The organism is Streptomyces scopuliridis RB72 (genome assembly GCF_000718095.1).
Taxonomy (GTDB): domain Bacteria; phylum Actinomycetota; class Actinomycetes; order Streptomycetales; family Streptomycetaceae; genus Streptomyces; species Streptomyces scopuliridis.
Genome location: NZ_JOEI01000031.1, coordinates 53521 through 73759 on the forward strand (window position 1 = coordinate 53521; position 20239 = coordinate 73759).

Annotated in this window: 18 protein-coding genes and 1 tRNA gene; 12 read left to right on the plus strand and 7 right to left on the minus strand. The window is 71.3% G+C overall.

The window, feature by feature from the left end; genetic code table 11:
- The first annotated feature begins 98 nt into the window (after positions 1-98).
- Positions 99-2042 (plus strand): putative bifunctional diguanylate cyclase/phosphodiesterase, encoded by a 1944-nt coding sequence (locus tag IF11_RS0130580; protein WP_030355022.1) that lies wholly within the window; start codon positions 99-101, stop codon positions 2040-2042.
- A gap of 424 nt (positions 2043-2466) precedes the next feature.
- The gene (locus IF11_RS0130585) at positions 2467-3615 is read left to right on the plus strand and encodes a methyltransferase domain-containing protein (RefSeq protein WP_063759266.1); all 1149 of its coding nucleotides are present in this window, start codon (positions 2467-2469) and stop codon (positions 3613-3615) included.
- A gap of 38 nt (positions 3616-3653) precedes the next feature.
- Here IF11_RS0130585 and IF11_RS0130590 read toward each other — a convergent pair whose 3' ends face one another.
- The 3 genes from IF11_RS0130590 to IF11_RS0130600 all read right to left on the minus strand — a co-directional run bounded on the left by IF11_RS0130590 (position 3654) and on the right by IF11_RS0130600 (position 6503).
- The gene (locus tag IF11_RS0130590; protein WP_030355024.1) at positions 3654-4715 is read right to left on the minus strand and encodes an LLM class flavin-dependent oxidoreductase; all 1062 of its coding nucleotides are present in this window, start codon (positions 4713-4715) and stop codon (positions 3654-3656) included.
- 145 nt (positions 4716-4860) lie between these two features.
- On the minus strand, positions 4861-5592 hold the full coding sequence (locus tag IF11_RS0130595) for a maleate cis-trans isomerase family protein (protein ID WP_030355025.1): 732 nt from the start codon (positions 5590-5592) through the stop codon (positions 4861-4863).
- Positions 5589-6503 carry a maleate cis-trans isomerase family protein gene (locus tag IF11_RS0130600; protein WP_157848465.1) on the minus strand — a complete coding sequence of 305 codons (915 nt, stop codon included), beginning with the start codon at positions 6501-6503 and terminating at the stop codon, positions 5589-5591. Before IF11_RS0130600 ends, IF11_RS0130595 begins: the two co-directional genes overlap by 4 nt.
- A 201-nt stretch (positions 6504-6704) precedes the next feature.
- On the opposite strand from IF11_RS0130600, the gene IF11_RS0130605 reads away from it, so the two are divergent.
- Together IF11_RS0130605 and IF11_RS0130610 are read left to right on the plus strand one after the other, a co-directional pair.
- Positions 6705-7655, plus strand: a complete 951-nt coding sequence (locus tag IF11_RS0130605) for a D-2-hydroxyacid dehydrogenase (protein ID WP_030355027.1) — start codon at positions 6705-6707, stop codon at positions 7653-7655.
- Positions 7648-9102, plus strand: a complete 1455-nt coding sequence (locus IF11_RS0130610) for an amidase (protein ID WP_030355028.1) — start codon at positions 7648-7650, stop codon at positions 9100-9102. The genes IF11_RS0130605 and IF11_RS0130610 overlap by 8 nt, the downstream gene beginning before the upstream one ends.
- Before the next feature lie 61 nt (positions 9103-9163).
- On the opposite strand, the gene IF11_RS0130615 is transcribed toward IF11_RS0130610, so the two are convergent.
- Entirely contained in the window at positions 9164-9661 is a 498-nt protein-coding gene (locus IF11_RS0130615; RefSeq protein WP_030355029.1) for a DUF3830 family protein, read from the minus strand.
- 119 nt (positions 9662-9780) lie between these two features.
- Here IF11_RS0130615 and ehuB point away from each other — a divergent pair, with 119 nt between their 5' ends.
- The 6 genes from ehuB (at position 9781) to IF11_RS0130645 (ending at position 13916) form a co-directional block, all read left to right on the plus strand.
- Positions 9781-10713 (plus strand): ectoine/hydroxyectoine ABC transporter substrate-binding protein EhuB, encoded by a 933-nt coding sequence (gene ehuB, locus IF11_RS0130620; RefSeq protein ID WP_078491007.1) that lies wholly within the window; start codon positions 9781-9783, stop codon positions 10711-10713.
- Positions 10710-11384, plus strand: coding sequence for an ectoine/hydroxyectoine ABC transporter permease subunit EhuC (gene ehuC / locus IF11_RS0130625; protein WP_030355031.1), 675 nt, complete (start codon positions 10710-10712; stop codon positions 11382-11384). The genes ehuB and ehuC overlap by 4 nt, the downstream gene beginning before the upstream one ends.
- A complete protein-coding gene (ehuD, locus tag IF11_RS0130630; protein WP_030355032.1) occupies positions 11381-12034 on the plus strand; it encodes an ectoine/hydroxyectoine ABC transporter permease subunit EhuD in 654 nt (217 codons plus the stop codon). The genes ehuC and ehuD overlap by 4 nt, the downstream gene beginning before the upstream one ends.
- Positions 12024-12815 carry an ectoine/hydroxyectoine ABC transporter ATP-binding protein EhuA gene (gene ehuA / locus IF11_RS0130635; RefSeq protein ID WP_051746373.1) on the plus strand — a complete coding sequence of 264 codons (792 nt, stop codon included), beginning with the start codon at positions 12024-12026 and terminating at the stop codon, positions 12813-12815. Before ehuD ends, ehuA begins: the two co-directional genes overlap by 11 nt.
- A 187-nt stretch (positions 12816-13002) precedes the next feature.
- On the plus strand, positions 13003-13761 hold the full coding sequence (locus tag IF11_RS0130640) for an IclR family transcriptional regulator (RefSeq protein WP_030355034.1): 759 nt from the start codon (positions 13003-13005) through the stop codon (positions 13759-13761).
- A gap of 81 nt (positions 13762-13842) precedes the next feature.
- A tRNA-Lys gene (locus IF11_RS0130645) sits at positions 13843-13916 on the plus strand.
- 54 nt (positions 13917-13970) lie between these two features.
- Here the strand turns inward: IF11_RS0130645 and IF11_RS0130650 are convergent.
- Both IF11_RS0130650 and IF11_RS0130655 read right to left on the minus strand, forming a co-directional pair.
- Entirely contained in the window at positions 13971-14459 is a 489-nt protein-coding gene (locus IF11_RS0130650; protein ID WP_030355035.1) for a phospholipase, read from the minus strand.
- A 262-nt stretch (positions 14460-14721) separates the two neighbouring features.
- Positions 14722-16017, minus strand: coding sequence for a sensor histidine kinase (locus IF11_RS0130655; RefSeq protein WP_240627896.1), 1296 nt, complete (start codon positions 16015-16017; stop codon positions 14722-14724).
- 132 nt (positions 16018-16149) lie between these two features.
- Here IF11_RS0130655 and IF11_RS0130660 point away from each other — a divergent pair, with 132 nt between their 5' ends.
- Together IF11_RS0130660 and IF11_RS0130665 are read left to right on the plus strand one after the other, a co-directional pair.
- Positions 16150-16947, plus strand: coding sequence for an ABC transporter ATP-binding protein (locus IF11_RS0130660; protein ID WP_078491008.1), 798 nt, complete (start codon positions 16150-16152; stop codon positions 16945-16947).
- Complete coding sequence (locus IF11_RS0130665) at positions 16941-19451, plus strand: FtsX-like permease family protein (RefSeq protein WP_030355038.1); 2511 nt, start codon at positions 16941-16943, stop codon at positions 19449-19451. The genes IF11_RS0130660 and IF11_RS0130665 overlap by 7 nt, the downstream gene beginning before the upstream one ends.
- 117 nt (positions 19452-19568) lie before the next feature.
- Here IF11_RS0130665 and IF11_RS0130670 read toward each other — a convergent pair whose 3' ends face one another.
- On the minus strand, positions 19569-20156 hold the full coding sequence (locus IF11_RS0130670) for a lytic polysaccharide monooxygenase auxiliary activity family 9 protein (RefSeq protein ID WP_030355039.1): 588 nt from the start codon (positions 20154-20156) through the stop codon (positions 19569-19571).
- Positions 20157-20239 lie beyond the last annotated feature (83 nt).

Sequence of the window (20239 nt, forward strand, 5' to 3'; positions counted from 1 at the left end):
TGGAATGGCCGCCCGGCCTGCCTCTATGATCGGCACACTTTCCCTGGCAGACCGTCCCGACCACTCTGTACGACACGACTGCACCGCGGGAGCGAGCCGTGAGCGGAACCTCCGAAGGGCCGCGTCCAGCGGCGGTCGCGGCGGCCGGCATCGCACGGCCACCCGTCACGGAGCGTCATACCTTCGGCAGAACGGCCGCCGAGCCGCCGGGCGGGCACGACGCGCATACCCCGGGCGACGCGCATACGGGGGCCGGCGCTCATGCGCCGTGCGACGCACAGGACTTCCGCGGCGCCTTCCGGGCCGCCGAACTCGCCATGGCCGTGATCGACGACGAAGGCGCGGTGGCGAGCGCCAACGACGCGCTCGCCGTGCTCCTCGACACCGAGCCCGCCGCGCTCACCGGCCGGGCCGCGGCCGATCTCGTCGACCTCGCCTCCGACAGCCGCACCTGGGAGGCCTATCGCGCGGTGCTGGAGCGCCGGCGCGCCCGCTTCCGCTGCACCCGCCGGCTCAAGCACCCCGACGGGCGGACCGTCTGGGCCGAGGTCACCGTCGTCCCCGTACCGGAGAGCCGCGGCGCGCTGCTGTCGATCGCGGACATCAGCGACCGGCGCGAGCTCCAGGCGCGGCTGCGCCATCTCCAGATGCACGATCCGGTGACCCGGCTGCCCAACCGCACCCTGTTCTTCGAACGGCTCGCCTCCGCGCTGGAGGCCTCGGCGTACGACGGCGTGGCGTACGGCGTGTCCCCCGCCTATCTGGACCGCCGGTCGTACGGCGATGGCAGAACAGGGCGGATCGGGCTGTGCTACCTCGATCTCGACGGCTTCAAGGCCGTCAACGACACGCTCGGCCATCGCACCGGCGACCGGCTGCTCGCCGCCGTGGCGACCCGGCTCACCGAGTGCGCCGACCACGACGGCTATACCCGCAGCGGCGGGCATCTGGTCGCGCGGCTCGGCGGGGACGAGTTCGCGATCCTCGTCGAGGACTCCACCGGTACGGAACAACTCGCCGATCTGGCCCGCTCCGTACTCACCGCGCTCCAGCGCCCCTTCGACCTGGCCGGGCAGCGGCTCTCGGTCTCGGCGTCGATCGGGGTCGTGGAGCGGGCCGCGGAAGGCACCACCCCGACGGGTCTGATGCAGGCCGCCGACACCACGCTGTACTGGGCGAAGGCCGACGGGAAGGCCCGCTGGACCCTCTTCGACCCGGAGCGCAACGCCCACCGGATGACCCGGCAGGCGCTCACCTCGACGCTGCGGCCGGCGGTGGAACGCGAGGAGTTCGTGCTCCAGTACCAGCCGCTGGTGGGGATGGCCGACGGGGCCGTCCGGGGCGTGGAGGCGCTGGTGCGCTGGAACCACCCGCAGTTCGGGACTCTGGCGCCGAACCGGTTCATCGGGATCGCCGAGGAGGACGGCTCGATCGTGCAGCTAGGCCGCTGGGTCCTGCGCACGGCGTGCCGCCAGGCGAGACGGTGGCAGCTGGACCACCCGCACACCCGGCCGCTCTTCGTCAGCGTCAATGTCGCCGTACGCCAGGTCTGGGACTCCGATCTGGTCGCGGACGTGGCGGAGATCCTCGCGGAGACCGGACTCGCGCCGCAACTGCTGCAACTGGAGCTGACGGAGTCCGCGGTGATGGGCTCGGCGGGCCGGCCACTCCAGGCGCTCCAGGCGCTGAGCGACATGGGCGTACGGATCGCCATCGACGACTTCGGCACCGGCTACTCGAACCTCGCGTATCTCAGCCGGCTGCCCGTCTCGGTCCTCAAGCTGGACGGCTCGTTCGTCCGCGGTTTCCGCTACGACGAGGGCGTCCATCCGAGCCCGGCCGACGAGACGATCGTGGAGGCCATGATCCAGCTCGCGCACCGGCTGGGGCTGACGGTCACCGCGGAGTGCGTGGAGACCTCGGGCCAGGCGGCGCGGCTCCAGCGGATCGGCTGTGACACGGGGCAGGGCTGGCTCTTCTCCCGTCCGGTGGCGCCGGAGCGGATCGGGGAGATGGTCGCGGCCAGTCCGAGAGGCGCGTGACGCCCGCTCCCGCCCGGGAGGCGACGGCCACCGGCACCGTTACGTAACGGCCCTTACGTAACGGCCCTTACCCGAACGGATGGGCCCTTGGCTGGCGGGGACTCGCCATTCGTTCGGGCGGCCTTGCCGGTGATCCGGGCGCTGGGTGATCGTGGAAGGGCGTCCCGGCGTCTGTCCCGCTGGGTCGCCGGACCACGACAGCGGCGGAGACGACGGGAGCAAAAGGCATGAGCTCATGAGCTGGGGAACGGGCAGGACCGGCGGCGGGGGCGACGGCAAGCACGCGGGGGGCGAGGATCCCGGTACGGCCAGGGCCTGTCCGGCGGATCTTCGCGGATCAGGCCGCGGCAGTCCGGTGCCGGGGGTACCCCCGTGCCGTTCAGGCCACGGGGGAGCATCGCAAGGCGGAGGATCGGCGTTGTGGATGGCCCGGCCGTACTCGGACGACTCCGACAACGCGCATCGCTTCCTGCCGGAGAGGGTCTGGGTCGATGACGATCTGACGGCCTGTACCCGCGGCGCGGCACCGGACCACTGGCTCCGTGCCGCGTACGCGAACGGTCCGGTGGTGACACAGGTCAATGACGGAATCGATGACGGGATCGATGACGGCCGGGATCCGGGCGACGGCGAGCGCCGGGCCTCGTCCTCGGCGTCGGCCCCTTCGATCGTCTTCCGTATGCTGCGCCTGCTGGCGGTGGAGGACGGCCACCGCGTGCTGGAGATCGGCACCGGCACCGGCTGGAACGCGGGGCTGCTGGCGCATCGGCTGGGCAGTGAGCGCGTGACCAGCGTCGAGCTGGATCCCCGGCTCAGCGCGCAGGCCGCGCGCCGTCTCCGGAGGGCCGGCCTGGAGCCCCGGATCGTCACGGGCGACGGCGCGTCGGGGTACGCGCCCGGCGCGCCGTACGACCGGGTCGTCGCCACCTGCTCCGTACGGCGGGTGCCGCGCGCCTGGCTGGAGCAGACCCGGCCGGGCGGGGTGATCCTGACGCCCTGGGAGTCGCCCTGGTTCCGCTTCGGGCTGCTGCGGCTCACCGTGCGGGACGACGGCAGCGCGTCCGGCCGGTTCTCCCCGCACTCCGCGTTCATGCTCATCCGCAACCAGCGCACGGATCTGCGGATCTACCGCGATGTCGTGGAGGACGACCAGCTGCCCGAGCGGTCCGCCACGGAGCTGTGCCCCTGGGCGGTGGCGGGCGACGATCCGGCCGCGCGCTTCGCCATCGGCCTGCGGCTCCCGGACATCTGGCGCGCCTGGCACGACAATCCGGATGTGCATGGCGTGGCGTCCCGGCTCTGGCTCGCCACCACCGACACCACGTCCTGGGCGGCCGTCGACTGGGACGGCCGGACGGACCAGCGGCTCACGGTCTGGCAGTACGGCCCGCGCCGGCTCTGGGACGAGGTCGAGGCCACGTACCGGTGGTGGCTCCGGGCCGGCAGTCCGGGCCCGGAGCGCTTCGGTCTGACCGTCACCCCTGACGGCCGTCAGACCCCGTGGCTCCACACCCAGGCGGGGGTCCTCACGACAGGGGCCCTCACGACAGGGGCGGACGAGACGGGGCGGTGACCCCGGGACCGCCCCGAAGTGCCAGGCCCCACAGACCGTCAGGCCGGCAGGCCGTACGCGTCCGCGATCAGCTCATAGCTGCGCAGCCGCTCCTCGCCGCTGTGCGCATGGGCGGTGATCATCAACTCGTCGGCGCCCGTGCGCTTCTGAAGGTCGTTGAGGCCGTCGCGGACCGCGTCCGGGGTGCCGTGCACGATATTGGCCAGCCAGCTGTCCACGAATTCCTGCTCCATCGAGCTGAACCGGTACGCCTCGGCCTCCTCCGGCGACGGGACGAGTCCCGGCCGCCCGGTGCGCAGCTGGACCATGGAGAGGGCGCCGGACATGACCTGGCGGCGGGCCTCGCGCTCGCTGTCGGCGGCCAGGGCCGAGACACCGATCAGCGCGTACGGCGCGTCGAGGACCGCGGAGGGGCGGAAGGACTCCCGGTACAGATCGAGTGCCGGGACGGTGTTCTGCGCCGAGAAGTGGTGGGCGAAGGCGAACGGCAGCCCCAGCACCCCGGCCAGCCGGGCGCTGAAGCCGGAGGAACCGAGCAGCCAGATCGGCGGCCGGCCGGCGGGGCCCTGGACCGGGCCCGGTACCGCGTGGATCCGGGAGTACGGGTGGCCGTCGGGGAAGTCGTCGTCCAGGAAGCGGGTCAGCTCGGCGAGCTGCTGCGGGAAGTCGTCGGCGCCTTCGTTCAGCCGGTCGGTGCGGCGCAGCGCGGCGGCCGTCGCCCCGTCGGTGCCGGGCGCGCGGCCGAGGCCCAGATCGACCCGGCCCGGGGCGAGCGCCTCCACCGTGCCGAACTGCTCGGCGATCACCAGCGGGGCGTGGTTGGGCAGCATCACGCCACCGGAGCCGAGCCGGATGCGCTCGGTGTGGGCGGCGAGATGGGCGAGGATCACGGCCGGGGAGGACGAGGCGACGCCCGGCATCGAGTGGTGCTCGGCGACCCAGTGCCGGTGGTATCCCCTGCGCTCGGCGAGCTTCGCCAGCGCGACGCTCGTCCGGAGCGACCGGGTGGCCGTGGAGCCGCTGCCCACCGTGACCAGGTCCAGTACCGAGAGGGGTACGGGCGCGGTACCGTGCGCCGTGCCCCTGATGCCGTCCGTCATGCCTCGGCTCGCGTCGTCCACCGGTCAGACCCTCCTGCGTATCCAGTACGTACGGTACGGCTACAACGGGAGGGTCACTCCGTTTATTCCCGGGCCGGACCCCGGATTATTCCCGGGCCGTATGCCCGGCCACGGCCCGGGACCGTCACCGGGCCTCGTACTCCCGGCCTTCGAACAGCTTCCCCAGCCGGCGCCCCCACGCCCTGCGCCCCGCGAGCCGCAGCCCCTCCCAGACCGTCACCTGGTTCGCGGTGAGGACGGGCTTGCCGAGGGTCTCCTCCAGCTCCACCAGATACGCGATCGTGTGCAGGGCCGTGTCCGGGAGCAGGACGACCTCCGCGTCCGGATGGTCGCCCGCGCGGGCCAGTTCGAGGACCTGCTCCCGCTCCCACGTACCGACCTCGGCCGCGGTGATGATGCCGCTGGCCCGGTCCGAGACGACCTCGATCCCGGCCGCCTTGAGGAAGGCGGCGAAGTAGGCGGTGACATCCGCCGGGTAGGTGGCGGCAACGGCGACCCGTTTGGCGCCCAGCGCGCGTACGGCGTGGGCGAAGGCGAACGAGGTGCTCGACGCCGGCAGTCCGGCGGCGGTGGCCAGAGCGCGCGTCTGCTCATGGGCGCCCTCCCACCCGTAGATGAAGCTTCCGCTGGTACAGGCCCAGACCACGGACTCGGCACCGGCCAGGCGCAGCTCCTCCACCCCCTCGGCGAGCCGTTCATCCGCGCCCATCCGGAGCAGCGCGTCGACGCGGTGGGCGTCCTCGCCGATATCGGTGTGGACGACGGCCAGCCTGATGTCGCTGCCGAACATCATCTCCATGCGGGGGTAGTCGTCCTCGGCCGAATGCCCGGGGTAGAGGAGTCCGACGGTGGTCATGTCCATCCTTCCGTATCTTCCGGCAGCGGCTCCGCCGGCAGGGCGGCCTGCCCCGGCGGGGTCGCTGCCCCGACCGGCCCGAACGGCTCGACCGGCCCGATCGGTGCGGCCGGTGAGACGGGCGCGACCGGCGGCAAGGGCTCCACCGGCGCCATCGTCGGCACCTCATGCGACGACGGCCGGTCGAGCAGCAGCCCCTGGTACGGACCGACGGCGTGTGCCCCGAGCCTGCGCAGTGCCGCCCACATCGTCACCTGGTTGGCGGACAGGACGGGCATCCTCAGCTCGGCCTCCAGCTGCGGAATCGCGTCGTACGTCGGCAGATTCGTACAGCTGATGAAGAGCGCGTCGGCCGCCCCGACGACGGCCTGCCGCGCCATGTCCACGACCGAGCGGTACGGCACCTTCCAGATGTGCCGGGTCAGCCCCAGAAAAGCGCGACCCGTCACAGTTACCCCGACCTCGCCCAGATAGTCCTCCAGCGACTGGGTGACCGACTCCGTATAGGGCGTGACCAGGGCTATTCGGCCCACGCCCAGCTCCTCCAGCGCCTCGACCAGGGCTCCGGAGGTGGTGAGCGAGGGGACCTCGCCGGCCCGGTTCATCGCCTCGCACATGGCGCGCTCGCCGGCCGCGCCACCGACGAAACTGCCGGAGGTGCAGGCGTACGCGATGACCTCGGGCTCCGAGGCGCCGAGCGCCCTGACCGCCTCACCGAGGGTCTCGTGCTCGCTGACCAGCCGGGCGAGGTCGAGGGAGACCTCCACCGGCACGTACGGGGTACGGGTGACGCGCAGGGAAATATCGTCGGGCACCCACCGCCACAGTTCACGGTCGAGTGCGAAATCGAAGGGAGCGACCACGCCGACACCACGCTGCGGCTCTGGACCACCCAGAAAGGAGACTTCCATTGCAGGCCCCCATATCAGGCTCTTGTTGACGACGGTAGGAGCCAGGTGCGAGCGTGGTCAATCCGCCCATCTCAGACGTTGCACGGATTTTTCCCGAGGGAAATCCCGAGGGAACCCCGCCCGGCCCGATCATCGGCAGACTCCCGCCCGGCAGACGGCGGAATCGCCGCCGGTCCGGCCCCGGCAGAAGGGCTCCTCCTCATGCCAGCACCCACCCTCCTCGTCCTGGAGGCCGACCCTCCGCCACGGCTGGGCCGGCTCACCGGAAAGGCACGGATCGTCTCCGTCGACGAAGCCGGTCTCGCGGCCGAACTCCCCCACGCGGACACCCTGCTGGTCTGGGACTTCACCTCCGACGCGGTACGGAACGCCTGGCCCGGCGAGGGGCCGCGGCCCCGCTGGGTGCACACCGCGAGCGCCGGGGTGGACCGGCTGCTCTGCCCCGAGCTGGTCGACTCCGACACGGTCGTGACCAATGCCCGGGGCATTTTCGAGGCGCCGATCGCCGAGTATGTGGCGGGGCTGGTGCTCGCCATGGCCAAGGATCTGCCCGGCACGCTGGAGCTCCAGCGCCAGCGCCGCTGGCGCCATCGGGAGGGCCTTCAGGTCGCGGGCAGCCGGGCGGTCGTGATCGGCGCGGGCCCGATCGGCCGGGCCGTGGCCGGGACGCTGCGGGCGCTGGGCGTGACGGTGGCCGTCACCGGCCGTACGGCGCGCCCCGGGGTGCACGGCGCCGACCAGCTGGACCGGCTGGTGATCCGGGCCGACTGGGTGGTCTCCGCTGCGCCGCTCACGGACGCGACACGCGGCATGTTCGACGCACGGCTCTTCGGTCTGATGCAGCCCTCCGCCCGCTTCATCAATGTGGGCCGCGGTCAGCTCGTGGTGGAGGACGATCTCGTCGCGGCGGTGTCCAAACGCTGGATCGCGGGCGCGGCGCTCGATGTCTTCGCGCGGGAGCCGCTGGACGCGCGCAGCAAGCTCTGGGACGTTCCCGGCCTGATCATCTCCCCGCACATGAGCGGGGACACGGTCGGCTGGCGCGACCGGCTGGGCGAGCAGTTCGTGGATCTGTATGAACTTTGGGCCGCCGGAAAGCCCCTGCCGAACGTGGTGGACAAGAAACGTGGGTACGTCCCCATGCATGACTGATCACACGACCGACCCCACGCGTCTCACCGACCTCACCGCACGGCAGCTCCTGGCCGGTTACGAGAGGGGCGACTTCTCGCCGCTCGACGCGACCCGTGCCGTACTGGACCGGATCGAGGTGGTGCAGCCGCTGGTCAACGCCTTCGTACGGGTGGACGCCGAGGCGGCGCTCGCCCAGGCGGAGGCGTCCACCGCCCGCTGGTGCGGGAGGGAACCGCGGGGGCTGCTCGACGGGGTGCCGGTCTCGGTGAAGGACATCTTCCTCCAGCGCGGCAGCCCCACCCTGCGCGGCTCCCGGACCGTACGGGCCGGGGGCGCCTGGGACGAGGACGCGCCGGCGGTGGCGCGGCTGCGGGAACACGGCGCGGTCCTCGTCGGCAAGACCACCACCCCGGAGTTCGGCTGGAAGGGCGTCACCGACTCGCCGCTGAGCGGCGTGACCCGTAATCCGTACGATCCGTCCCGGACGTCGGGCGGGTCCAGCGGCGGCAGCGCGGCGGCCGTGGCGCTGGGCGCGGGCCCGCTCTCCATCGGTACGGACGGCGGCGGCTCGGTCCGTATCCCGGCCTCCTTCTGCGGGATCTTCGGGTTCAAACCGACCTACGGCCGGGTGCCGCTCTATCCGTCCAGCCCGTTCGGCACGCTCGCGCACGCCGGGCCGATGACCCGGGACGCGGCGGACGCGGCGCTGCTGATGGATGTGATCAGCGGCGCCGACTGGCGGGACTGGTCGCAGCTCGCCCCGGCGCCCAGCCTGTCCGCCGCGCTCACGGAGGGCTCGGCGGGCGCGGGAGGAGCGGCGGGCGGGGGCAGCGTCAAGGGGCTGCGGATCGCGTACTCCCCGACCTTCGGCAATCAGGTCGCGGTGCGCCCGGAGGTGGCCTCGGCCGTACGGCGCGCGGTGGGCCGGCTCGCCGAGCTGGGGGCGTATATCGAGGAGGCCGATCCGGACATCACGGATCCGGTGGAGGCCTTCCACACCCTGTGGTTCAGCGGCGCGGCCCGGCTGGTGGAGCCGTTCGGCGCGGAGCAGCGCGAGCTGCTCGATCCGGGCCTCCGCGAGATCGTCGCGGCCGGTGAGCGCTGCAGCGCGCTGGACTATCTGGCCGCGGTCGACGCGCGGATGGAGCTGGGCCGGCGGTTCGGCCGGTTCCATGAGTCGTACGACCTGCTGGTCACGCCCACGCTGCCGATCACCGCGTTCGAGGCGGGCCGGGAGACGCCACGGGGCTCGGGCCAGCGGCGCTGGACGGGGTGGACGCCGTTCACGTACCCGTTCAATCTGACGCAGCAGCCCGCCGCGAGCGTGCCGTGCGGGGTGGACGGGGACGGACTGCCGATCGGCGTGCAGTTGGTCGCCGCACGGCACGCGGACGCGCTGGTGCTGCGCGCCGCGCACGCGCTGTACGAGTCGGGCGCGGTGCCGCGCCTTCCCGCGCCGGGGTAGACGAGTAAGTCCGAAGTAGCGTCGTCCGCCCCCGGGCAGACGGGACTTCGGACTTCCTCGTCTACTCCCGCCGGAAGCTGAGCGTCTCGCCGATGGCGCCCGCGCGCCACAGGTCCTGGCAGGCCTCGGCCATCCGGTCGAGGCCGTCCACGACCGTCCCCCAGACGATGCCCGGGATCCAGCCCATGTCCCCGTTGATCAGCAGGTTGTTGCGCTCGTAGAAGAGGGCGAGGTCCACGACGGTGCGCCGGCCGCGCACCGCCTTCTCGTCGTAGCCGTACGAGGACGTGCCCAGTTCCGTGTCGGAGAAGGTGAAGTAGCACAGGTCCCCGGGGATCGGGGTCACGGTCGGGTTCTCCAGCGGTGGTTCCTCGGCGGCGAAGGCCGGAAAGAGCGCGTAGATCTCATTGCGCGCGTACTTCGCGTGATACACGTCCGAGCCCAGCGGCAGCGCCTCCCACACCGCCGCGCAGGTGACCGGAGCCCGGTCGTCCAGGAGTTTCGCGGTGCAGTGCACCCCGCGCTTGTCGAGCGACACAGTCACAAATCGGTCGGCCATGTCCTCATGGTCCTCATCTGATCCACTGAGTCAAGGGCACCCGACCGGGCGCGGGACGATCTCAAGATCGGCTCGAATTGATGTGCATAACCCGTATGGAGTCGGGTAGCCGCGCGCCCATGGCTTCACCACCAGAGCACGACAAGGAAAGAACCGCAAAACGGTCCATAGGCCCCTGGTCACCGGGTCACCGGTCGCTGGGCCGCCGGTCTCTTCTGCTGGGCACGGCGGCGCTGGGCGCCGCGGGGGCGCTCGGCGCCGCCGGCTGCAGCAGGATTCCGTCCGGTGACACGCTCGCCCGGCTGAAATCACAGCGCACGGTGCGGCTCGGTATCGCGGGCGAGGCACCGTACGGATTCATCAACGACCAGGGCGATTTCACCGGTGAGGCGGTGGAGCTGGCGAAGGTGATCTTCAAGCGGCTGGGCATCGGCGCCGTACAGCCCGTGGCCACCGATTTCTCCTCGCTGATACCCGGCCTCAACTCGCAGCAGTTCGATGTCGTCTCGGCCGGGATGTACATCAACAAGGAGCGCTGCGCGCAGGTCATCTTCGCCGATCCCGAGTACCAGATGCTCGACTCGTTCATCGTGCGCAAGGGCAACCCCAAAGGGCTGCATTCGTACCAGGACGTGGTGCGGACCAAGGCGACGATCGCCACCGGCACCGGTTACGCGGAAATCGACTACGCGATATCCGCCGGGGTCCCGGAGAAGGAACTCGTCATCCTCCAGGACCCCGTCGCGGGGCTGAACGCGGTCGAGTCCGGCCGGGTCGACGTATTCGCCGGCACCGCGCTCACCGGCCGCGAAGTGGTGAAGAAGAGCAACAAGGCGGAGGCCACCAAGCCGTTCGCGCCGGTCGTGGACGGAAAGAAGAAGATCGACGGCGGCGGTTTCGCCTTCCGCCCCACCGATTCCGGCCTCCGGGACGCCTTCAATACCGAGATCCACAAGATGAAGAAGAGCGGCGAGCTGTTCCGCGTCCTCAAGCCGTTCGGCTTCACGGAATCGGAGATGACCACCCTGACGGCAGAGGAGCTGTGCGCATGACAGCCGGCCTCTGGACCCACTGGGTGCTGCCCGGTATCTGGATCACCGTTCAGCTCACGCTGTACAGCGCCGCGCTCGCCACGGCCGTGGCCTTCGCCGTCGGTACGGCCCGTACGCACAGCTCGCGCTTCGTCCGCTTCCTCGCGGGCCTCTACACCGAGATCTTCCGCGGCACCTCGGCGCTGGTGCTGATGTTCTGGCTGTTCTTCGTCATGCCGAGCCTGTTCGGCTGGGCCCTGGTCCCGATGTGGGCCGCCGTGCTGGCGCTGGGGCTGTCGTACGGGGCGTACGGCGCCGAGGTCGTACGCGGCGCCCTGAACTCCGTGGCACCCGCGCAGCGCGAGGCCGGCATCGCCCTGAACTTCTCCCCCTGGCAGCGCATGCGGCTGATCCTGCTGCCGCAGGCGGTCCCGGAGATGATCCCGCCGTTCAGCAACCTCCTCATCGAGCTGCTGAAGGGCACCGCGCTGGTCTCCCTGCTCGGCGTCGCGGATGTGTCGTTCGCCGCCTATCTGGTGCGGCTGGCCACCCAGGACAGCGCGCGGATCTACTCGGTGACGCTGGTGATCTATTTCGTGCTCGCGTTTGTCCTCGCCCGTGGAATGCGGGCACTTGAACGCAGGACCAAGGTCGGCATCGGCATCACGGCGACACCGGGAGGGGCCCGATGAACAATTGGGACTGGTCCGCTGTCGCGGACTTCATGCCACGTTTCTGGGACGGCCTGCTCCTCACCCTTCAGGTGCTGGTGCTCGGCTCGCTGCTCTCCTTCACGCTCGGTCTGGTCTGGGCGATCGGATTCCGGGCGCCGACACGTTTCGTCCGGTGGCCTGTCAATGTCATCACCGAGTTCATCCGGAACACCCCGCTGCTCGTGCAGCTGTTTTTCTTCTTCTTCGTGCTGCCCGAATGGGGTGTGCAGTTCTCCGGGCTGACCACCGGCACGATCGCGATCGGTCTGCACTATTCGACGTACACCGCCCAGGTCTACCGGGCCGGTATCGACGCGGTGCCGCCCGGACAGTGGGAGGCGGCCACCGCGCTCAGTCTGCCGGCCGGCCGTACATGGATGGCGGTGATCCTGCCGCAGGCGATCCGGCGGATCGTGCCCGCGCTGGGCAATTACGTCATCTCGATGCTGAAGGACACGCCCCTGCTCGCCGGAATCAGTGTGCTGGAAATGCTCCAGCAGTCCCGGCTGGAGAGCGCGGCCACCTTCCAGTACACCGAACCGCTGACCGTCGTCGGTATCGCCTTCATTCTCATCGCCTACCCGGCTTCTCTTCTCATGCGAGCCCTGGAGCGTCGTCTTGTCCGCTGACATATCCACCCCCGAGATCCCCGATCCGAAAGCCACCGATCCGGCGGGCGAGCTGATCCGTTTCGACAATGTCACCAAGCGGTTCGGCAAGAACACCGTGCTGGACGATCTCTGTTTCTCCGTACGGCCAGGAAAGCATGTGACCCTGATCGGCCCGTCCGGCTCCGGCAAGACGACGATCCTGCGGCTGCTGATGACCCTGGTGAAACCGGACGAGGGCGTCATCACCATCAATGGCGACAGACTCTTCCCCGCCGACAGCAAGCATGTCCGTGAAGTGCGCAAGAACATCGGCATGGTCTTCCAGCAGTTCAATCTCTTCCCCAACATGAACGTCCTGCGCAATGTCACCGAGGCCCCGGTCAAGGTGCTGGGGCTGAGCAAGGACGAGGCGGAGGAGCGCGGCCGTGAGCTGCTCGATCTGGTCGGCCTCGGCGACCGCTGCGGGGCGAAGCCGACCCAGCTCTCGGGCGGGCAGCAGCAGCGGGTGGCGATCGCCCGCGCGCTGGCGATGCGCCCGAAGATCCTGCTGCTCGACGAGGTCACCTCGGCGCTCGACCCCGAGCTGGTCGCCGGCGTGCTCGATGTGCTCCGGGACATCGCCCGCACCACGGACATCACCATGGTCTGTGTGACCCACGAGATGAACTTCGCCAGGGACATCTCCGACGACGTTCTGATGTTCGATGCCGGCAAGGTCATCGAATCGGGCCCGCCGGAGAAGATCTTCTCCGAGCCGGAGCACGAACGTACGCGCGAGTTCCTGGGCGCGGTGCTCTGACCTCGTATCTCCTCGTATCCCCGCGCACCCCCATGGGTAAGTACGCCTCTGGCATATGCCAGAGCGATACCTCCCAGCCCAGAGCGCCGGCCCGCCCGCCCCATGTGGGCAACCGCCGCCCCGGCAAAGGCTCTTGACGGCTATCGTGGTGCGTGAGCTTGCGGTCACAACCTGCTGAGGGGGAACCGTGGTGCTGAAGCCGGAGCCGACCGCGCCGTTCCACTCGGTGCGGTACGTGCTGCGTGTCCTGGAGACCGTGTCCACGTACGGCGGCGGGGTGACCGAGGCCCGGATAGCCCGGGAGAGCGGGCTGCCGGCCGGTCATCTGGCTCCCCTGCTCTCCTTGCTGCGGCGCGAGGGTTACGTGGAGCAGGTCGCGGACGGCGCGTATGTGATCGGCGAGTCGCTGGCGCTGCTCGGCTCCGGCGCGGCCCGGCGGCAGGCCCTGGAGGACAGGCTGCAGAGCGCGCTGGACGAACTGCGCGATTCGGTCGGGGCGGCCGTCTATCTCAGCCGCTATATCGACGGTGAGATCAAGGTCACTCAGGTCGCCGACGGTCCGCTGACGCCCGCGGTCAATGAGTACGTGGACTTCCGCGCCACCGGCCACGCCAGCGCGATCGGCAAGTGTCTGCTGACCCAGCTGGACAGGGACGGCCGCCGGGACCATCTGGACCGCCACAAGATCGCCCGGTTCACCTCCCGGACGATCACCAGCGAGCGGCTGCTGTTCTCCCGGCTGGACAGCCAGGCGCCGACGGTTCCGGTGCTCGATCTCCAGGAGTACGCGCTGGGGACGGTCTGCGCCGCGGTCCCGCTGACGGCGGGCTCCACGGTGGGCTGCCTGGCGCTGTCGCTCCCGGTCGAGCACGCCCACCGGCTGCGGGTGGCGGCGGAGGCCCTGAACCGCAGGGCGGCGCCGCTGGCCCTCTCGCTGACGATCTAGGTTTTTACCCCCGTCCTGGCGGTGGTCCCGCCGGTGGTCCTGAGCACCCCGGACCACCGGGTATTATTTTCGAGTCAGCAGGCGCCGCTAGCTCAGTTGGTTAGAGCAGCTGACTCTTAATCAGCGGGTCCGGGGTTCGAGTCCCTGGCGGCGCACAGACAGGGGAAGGCCCCTCGCGGAAGCGAGGGGCCTTCCCGCTTTCAAGATCCTCAGGCCACGGACCGCGAACCGTCCACCATCGGGCTCACGCCGAAGATGTCGACCGCGTGGTAGTACGTCCACGCCAGTCCGTCGCAGGACACCTTCGTGGCGCCGGAGTACCCCGAGCACACCCGCTTCAGGTCCGCGTAGAACGCGGAGTCCAGCCGCGCCTTGTTCGCCGCGAACTGACCGGCCGCCTTGTAGTTGCGGTAGCCGAAGTCATGGCGGGCACAGGCGGTCTGGAACGGGAAGCCGAAGGGGTTGTCCGGCGAGGACGAGCAGTAGTCCGTGGACCAGTCGAAACCATAGGCCGACCACGCGCCCTGGTTCCCCCGGGCCGAGACCCAGGAGTTGTAGCTGGCGGCCGACTCCTGGGTCCAGCTGCTGAGGACCTGCGGCTTGTCGGCCGGGGCGGCGGCGGCCTGAGAGGCCGTCACCAGGGAGGCGGCGAGGGCGAGTACGGCTGAGGCGAGCGGAAGTGCCAGACGTCGACGCATGACGGTGATCCTCCGGGCGAGGTATGGGGGGACATGGGGGGACAGACGCTTCGCACCCGGGTGGGTACGGAGCGTCCATAGAGTGAGCGGCGCGGCTGTCGCATGGGTCTACGCGCGATGACCGACGCGGGAATGGTCCCCCAAATCCCGGCGTCGGCAAACCCCTCGGACAGCGAACTCCCTTGGGACGGTGTCCAGTTGACACATCCGTCCCCAGTTGACCGATCTGCGTCCGGCCGATGCGGCGGACGGGACGCCTGAACTACGCGTCAACTTCCCTGAGCACGCAGGGGATCTCGACCCGCAGGGCCGTCGGGCCGCCGGCCGGGCTGGACAGCGAGAGCCTGCCGTCCAGTACGGAGACGCGGTCGGCCAGTCCGGTCAGTCCGCTTCCCCCGCCCGCGCGGGCGCCGCCGTCGCCGTCGTCCTCGATCTCCAGCGCCAGCCGCCCGTCGCCGTACCGGCCGGAGACGGTGACACGGTTCGCGCCGCTGTGTCTGCCCGCGTTGGCCAGCGCCTCGCAGACCACGAAGTACGCGGTGGCCTCCACCGCGTCGGAGAACCGCCACGCCGTTTCTATTCGTACGTCCACCGGCAGCGCCGAACGGTCCGCCACATCCGCGACGGCCGCCGCGAGTCCGTAGTCGGTGAGGACCTTGGGGTGGATGCCCCGGATCAGTTCGCGCAGCTCCGCCAGCGCCTCGCCGGCCTCACGGTGCGCCGCGTCGATACGGTCGGCGACCGGGCCGGGCGGGGCGTCGAGCCGGGCCAGACCGAGCGTCATGGTCAGTGCGACCAGCCGCTGCTGGGCGCCGTCGTGCAGATCCCGTTCGATCCGGCGCCGCTCCGCCTCGAAGGCGTCCACCAACCGCACCCGGGAACGGCTCAGTTCGGTGACCCGCTCGCCCAACGCGGTCTCCCGGGGCGCGATCAGGGCCCGGGTCAGCTCGGCGCGGGCGCCGGCCAGCACGCCGAGCGCGTAACAGCAGACCGCGAGGAAGAGCAGCCCGAGCACGGCGAACGCGTACGCCATGGGCCAGGAGGTGACCGTCCACACCTTGACGACCTTCACCTCCTGGCCCTCCCCCACAGTGGCCAGCAGGACCGGTGTGGCGGCCATGGCGAGCGGCAGCAGCAGACAGAGGGTGACGGCGATCGCGTCGAGCGGCCACAGCACCAGCGCGAGGAGCACGGCGTACCCCAGTTCCCGCCAGGTCGGCCGCTCCTGGAAGCGGGTCCGCAGCCAGGGCCACAGCCCCGGTTCGGCCGGCCGCCGGTGCGGATCGGTGGCGGGCCGCCCATCGATCAGCCGCGTCCTGAACCGCTCCAGCCGGGCCACCGGCAGCCCGCCGAGCGCCGCCAGGGCGAGGAGCGGCAGCCCGACCAGTACGAGGGAGAGCGCCCCGCCGACGGCGATGACGGCCACCGCCACCACCAGCACGGCGACCCCGGCCGGTACGCCGCTGAGCAGATACGCCGCAGCGCGCCACGGCCAGGGCGAGAGCAGGAAGTCCGGCCGGGCCAGGGCCTGCCACACGGTGCGGGAGGGGGAGCGCATGGGAGGACCGTAGAAGGCGAACCGGACAACGGGCCATCCATCCAGACGGAGTGTCCGGGGTAGTGCCTGCCCTACCCCAGGACTATGTCCCGCACTGGTGTGCTGGGCGGCGCGCGACAGTGAACTGATCCCATGACCTACGACACACATCGCGACGGGCTCGGCAACGGGCCGGGTGACGCACATGGCGACCCGCGCGGCGACGCGATTCAACTGCGCTCCGTGCGCAGGATCCACGGATCGGGAGACGGTGCCGTCGCCGCCCTCGACGATGTCTCCCTCTCCTTCCCCCGCGCCACCTTCACCGCCGTGATGGGCCCCTCCGGCTCCGGCAAGTCGACCCTGCTCCAGTGCGCGGCGGGCCTCGACCGGCCCACCTCGGGGTCGGTGTCCATCGGCGGGACCGAGCTGACGGAGCTGACCGAGAGAGGACTGACCCTGCTGCGCCGCGAGCGCGTCGGTTTCGTCTTCCAGTCCTTCAATCTGCTGCCCGCGCTGACGGCCGAGCAGAATGTGGCGCTGCCGCTGCGGCTCGCCGGGCGCAGGACCTCGCGGGCCCGGGTGCGGGACGTACTGGACCGGGTCGGTCTGGCCGACCGCGCGAAGCACCGGCCCACCGAGCTGTCGGGCGGGCAGCAGCAGCGGGTCGCGCTCGCCCGTGCCCTGATCACCCGCCCCGAGGTGCTGTTCGCGGACGAGCCGACCGGAGCGCTGGACTCACGGACCGGCCGTGAGGTGCTGGCCATACTGCGCTCCCTGGCCGACCGGGACGGCTCCACGATCGTGATGGTCACCCATGACCCGGTCGCCGCCTCATATGCCGACCGCGTCGTGTTCCTGGTCGACGGACGGGTCGGCGGCGAGCTCTCGGCGCCGTCCGCCGAGGAGATCGCGGCCCGGATGACCGCGCTGGAGGCCGTGCCGTGCTGAGCGTCGCCCTGCGTACGCTGCGCAGCCGCTGGACCAGCTTCGTCGGCAGTTTCATCGCGCTCTCCCTGGGGGTCGGGCTGATCGCGACCATGGGGCTCGCCCTGGCCGCGAGTCTGGACGCGCCCGAGCGCCGCCCCGAGCGGTTCGCCGGGGCGCGGGTCGTGGTGAAGGGCGCGGACACCCTGCGCGTGCCGACCCGGATCGGGGACCGGGTCGCGAAGCTGGACAGTCCCCGTCCCGTACCGCCGTCCCTGGCACGGGAGTTGGCCGCGCTGGGCCGATCCGTCGAGGACCGTACGTTCGCGGTACGGGCCGAGGGCGGCCCGGCCGGGCTGGTGGGTCACCCCTGGTCCACGGCCGCCTTCGCGCCGTACCGCCTCGACACGGGGCGGGCGCCGAGGGCGGCGGACGAGGCCGTGGTCACCGGCGACTGGACCGCGCCGGGCCGGCGGGTGCGTACCGACCGGGGGACGCTGACGATCGTCGGTACGGTCCGGGATCTCGGCTTCGAGCGGGCACTCTTCTACACCGACGACCGCGCGTCCCAACTCTCCCCGCGAGTGGACCAGTTGGTGGTGGACGCCGATCCACGGGCGGTACGGGAGAAGGTGGCGGGCTCGGCGGACGCGGCGGGCGTACGGGTGCTCACGGGCCCCGGCAGGAAGGACGCGGACGCCGATCCGGAGCGCGACAGCGAGGCGCTGGTGGCGGTGAACGCGATGCTCGGCACAGCGGCCGGGGTCACCGGTTTCGTCTCGGTCTTCGTGGTCGCGTCGACGTTCGCCTTCGCGGTCGCGCAGCGGCGCCGGGAGTTCGGCCTGCTGCGCACGGCGGGCGCCACTCCGGGCCAGATCCGCCGCATGGTCCTCGCGGAGGCGATGGTAGTGGGGGTGGTGGCCTCGGCGGCGGGCTGCGCGCTGGGCGCGCGGGGAGCGCCCCTGCTGGCGGCGTGGCTGGTGGACGGCGGGCTCGCACCGCGCTGGTTCGCCATCGGGTCGTACACCTGGCCGTACCAACTGGCCTTCTGGAGCGGGCTGTTCGTGGCGCTCTCGGGTGCGGTGGCGGCGTCCCGGCGGGCCGGGAGGACGGGGCCCGTGGAGGCGCTGCGTGACGCGGCGGTGGACACCGGGACGATGACCCGCGGCCGGTGGTTCCTCGGCGCGGGGCTGCTGCTGACGGGGATCGGGCTGCCGGTCCACGCCCTGCTGACCGAGCCGGGCGGGCTGCTGGGCCGTAAGTCGTACACGAGCGGCCCGATGCCGCTGATCGTCGCGTGCGCGCTGCTCGCACCGGTGCTGGTGCCTCCGCTCGCCCGGCTGCTCGCGTGGCTGCCCGCCCGGCTGCCGGGCGCGACCGGCCTGTTGGTACGGGAGAACGCGGCGGCCGGGGTACGGCGCACCGCGGCCGTCGCCGCGCCGGTGCTGGTGACGGTCGCGCTGACAGGCTCCCTGCTCGGGGCCACGGCGACGATCGACGAGGCGAAGGCCCACGAGATCCGGCAGCGGACCACGGCGGATTTCGTGATCTCCGGGCCGGGCAGGGAGGCCGCGACAGAGGGAGGCGCCGGCGGATCGGGCGCGGGCGGATCGGGCTTCGACGCCGCGACGGTGGAGCGAATACGGCGGGTCCCCGGCGCCGTGGTCTCCCCCACCGCCGCGAGCGCCGTCCACGTACTGGAGGACGGGGTCGCGCTCATCCGGTCCGACACCCGCGCGGCCGATCCGGCGGCGCTCGCCGCGACGGCCCGACTGCCGCTCGCCGCGGGCCGGGTGACCGATCTGGACGACCGCTCGATCATCGTCACCGAGGAGTGGGAGCGGCATACGGTCGGCGAGTCCGTGGACATATGGCGGGCGGACGGTACGCGCGCCTCGCTGCGGATCGCCGCCGTCATGCGCATCGGGACCGGCGACAACGGGGCGTATGTGACGCCGCGCAACGCCCCGGGCGCGCCCGTCGACCGGATCGAGGTGAAGCTCGCGGAGGGCGCCGACGCGAGCGCCGTGGCGGCCGGTCTGCGCGCGGCGGCCGGGCGCTCGGGCGGGCAGGTGTTCACCAAGGACGCGTGGGTGGCGGCCAGTTACCCCGAGACCGACGGCAGAACGCGGACGGGGTTCCTGCTGGTCCTGGGCATCGCGCTGCTCTACACCGGGATCTCCCTGGCGAACACCCTGGTCATGGCGGGGTCCGACCGGGTGCGGGAGCTGGCCGCGCTCCGGCTCGCGGGCGCCACCGCGCCCCAGATGCTACGGCTCGTCGCGGCGGAGGCGCTACTGGTCGTGGCGGTCGGGGCCGTACTCGGCACGCTGGTCGCCGGGGTCGGACTGGGCGGGTTGCGGGGCGCGCTGAGCGTCCTCCACGCGGGCTCCCCGCTCGTACTGCCGTGGAACGCGCTGGGTGCGGCGGCGGGCGCGTGCGCGGTGCTCGCCACGGTCTCGGCGGTGATCCCGGCCGCACTCTCCCTGCGCCGGCGGCCGGTGGAATTCGCCGGCACGCGTGAGTGACACGAGCCTCGGGGAGCCACGAACCTCCGGGAGCCACGAGCCTCGGGAAGCGCGGACCGCACGGCGGCGGACCGGGAAGAGCCGCGCTCCCCGAGGTTCCTACTGCGGAGACTTACCTCAGAACTGGACGTCGGAGCAGGCGTAGAACGCGTTCCCCGTGTCAGCGATGGTCCAGACAGCCAGGATCAGGTGCCGGCCCGACTTCGACGGCAGCGTGCCCGAGTGCGAGAGCGTCGCGGGCGGCTGCTGGTTGTTGTACGGCACCGTCAGGAACGGCTGGGAGTCGAGGGCCGCACGGGTGAGCGGTGCGTTCGAGTTCCATCCGTTCTTGGTGATGTAGTACTTGAAGTCGGTCGTGGCGTGCCGGGCGGTGAACTGCCAGCGGAAGTTGTAGCTCTGGCCGCTCGATACCTTCGTGGTGGGCCAGGCACCGCCGCGCGGGTCGTCGAGCTGCGCGAACTGGCCGAGACCGCCGGAGCAGATCTTGCCGTCGGCGGGGCCGGCGGCCGGGAAGCCCTTGGGCCCCTCGACGCTCTGCGGTTCCCACTGGATGTTGCCGCAGTTGGTCACCGTGCCGTTGGCACAGAGCTTCTGGCGGCTGATGGGTGAGTCGGTGTAGCCGTGGCTGCTGGCGCTGCCGGTGGCGAGCAGGGAGACGCCCGCGACCGCGAGGCCGACCACGGCCGCGCCAATCTTCTTTCGCATGCTTCGCTCCAGAGAACGTGGGGAGTTCGGTGAGCCGTGCTGCGCGCGTGCAGGGTGAGCACATCTGCGGTCTAGACCAAGTC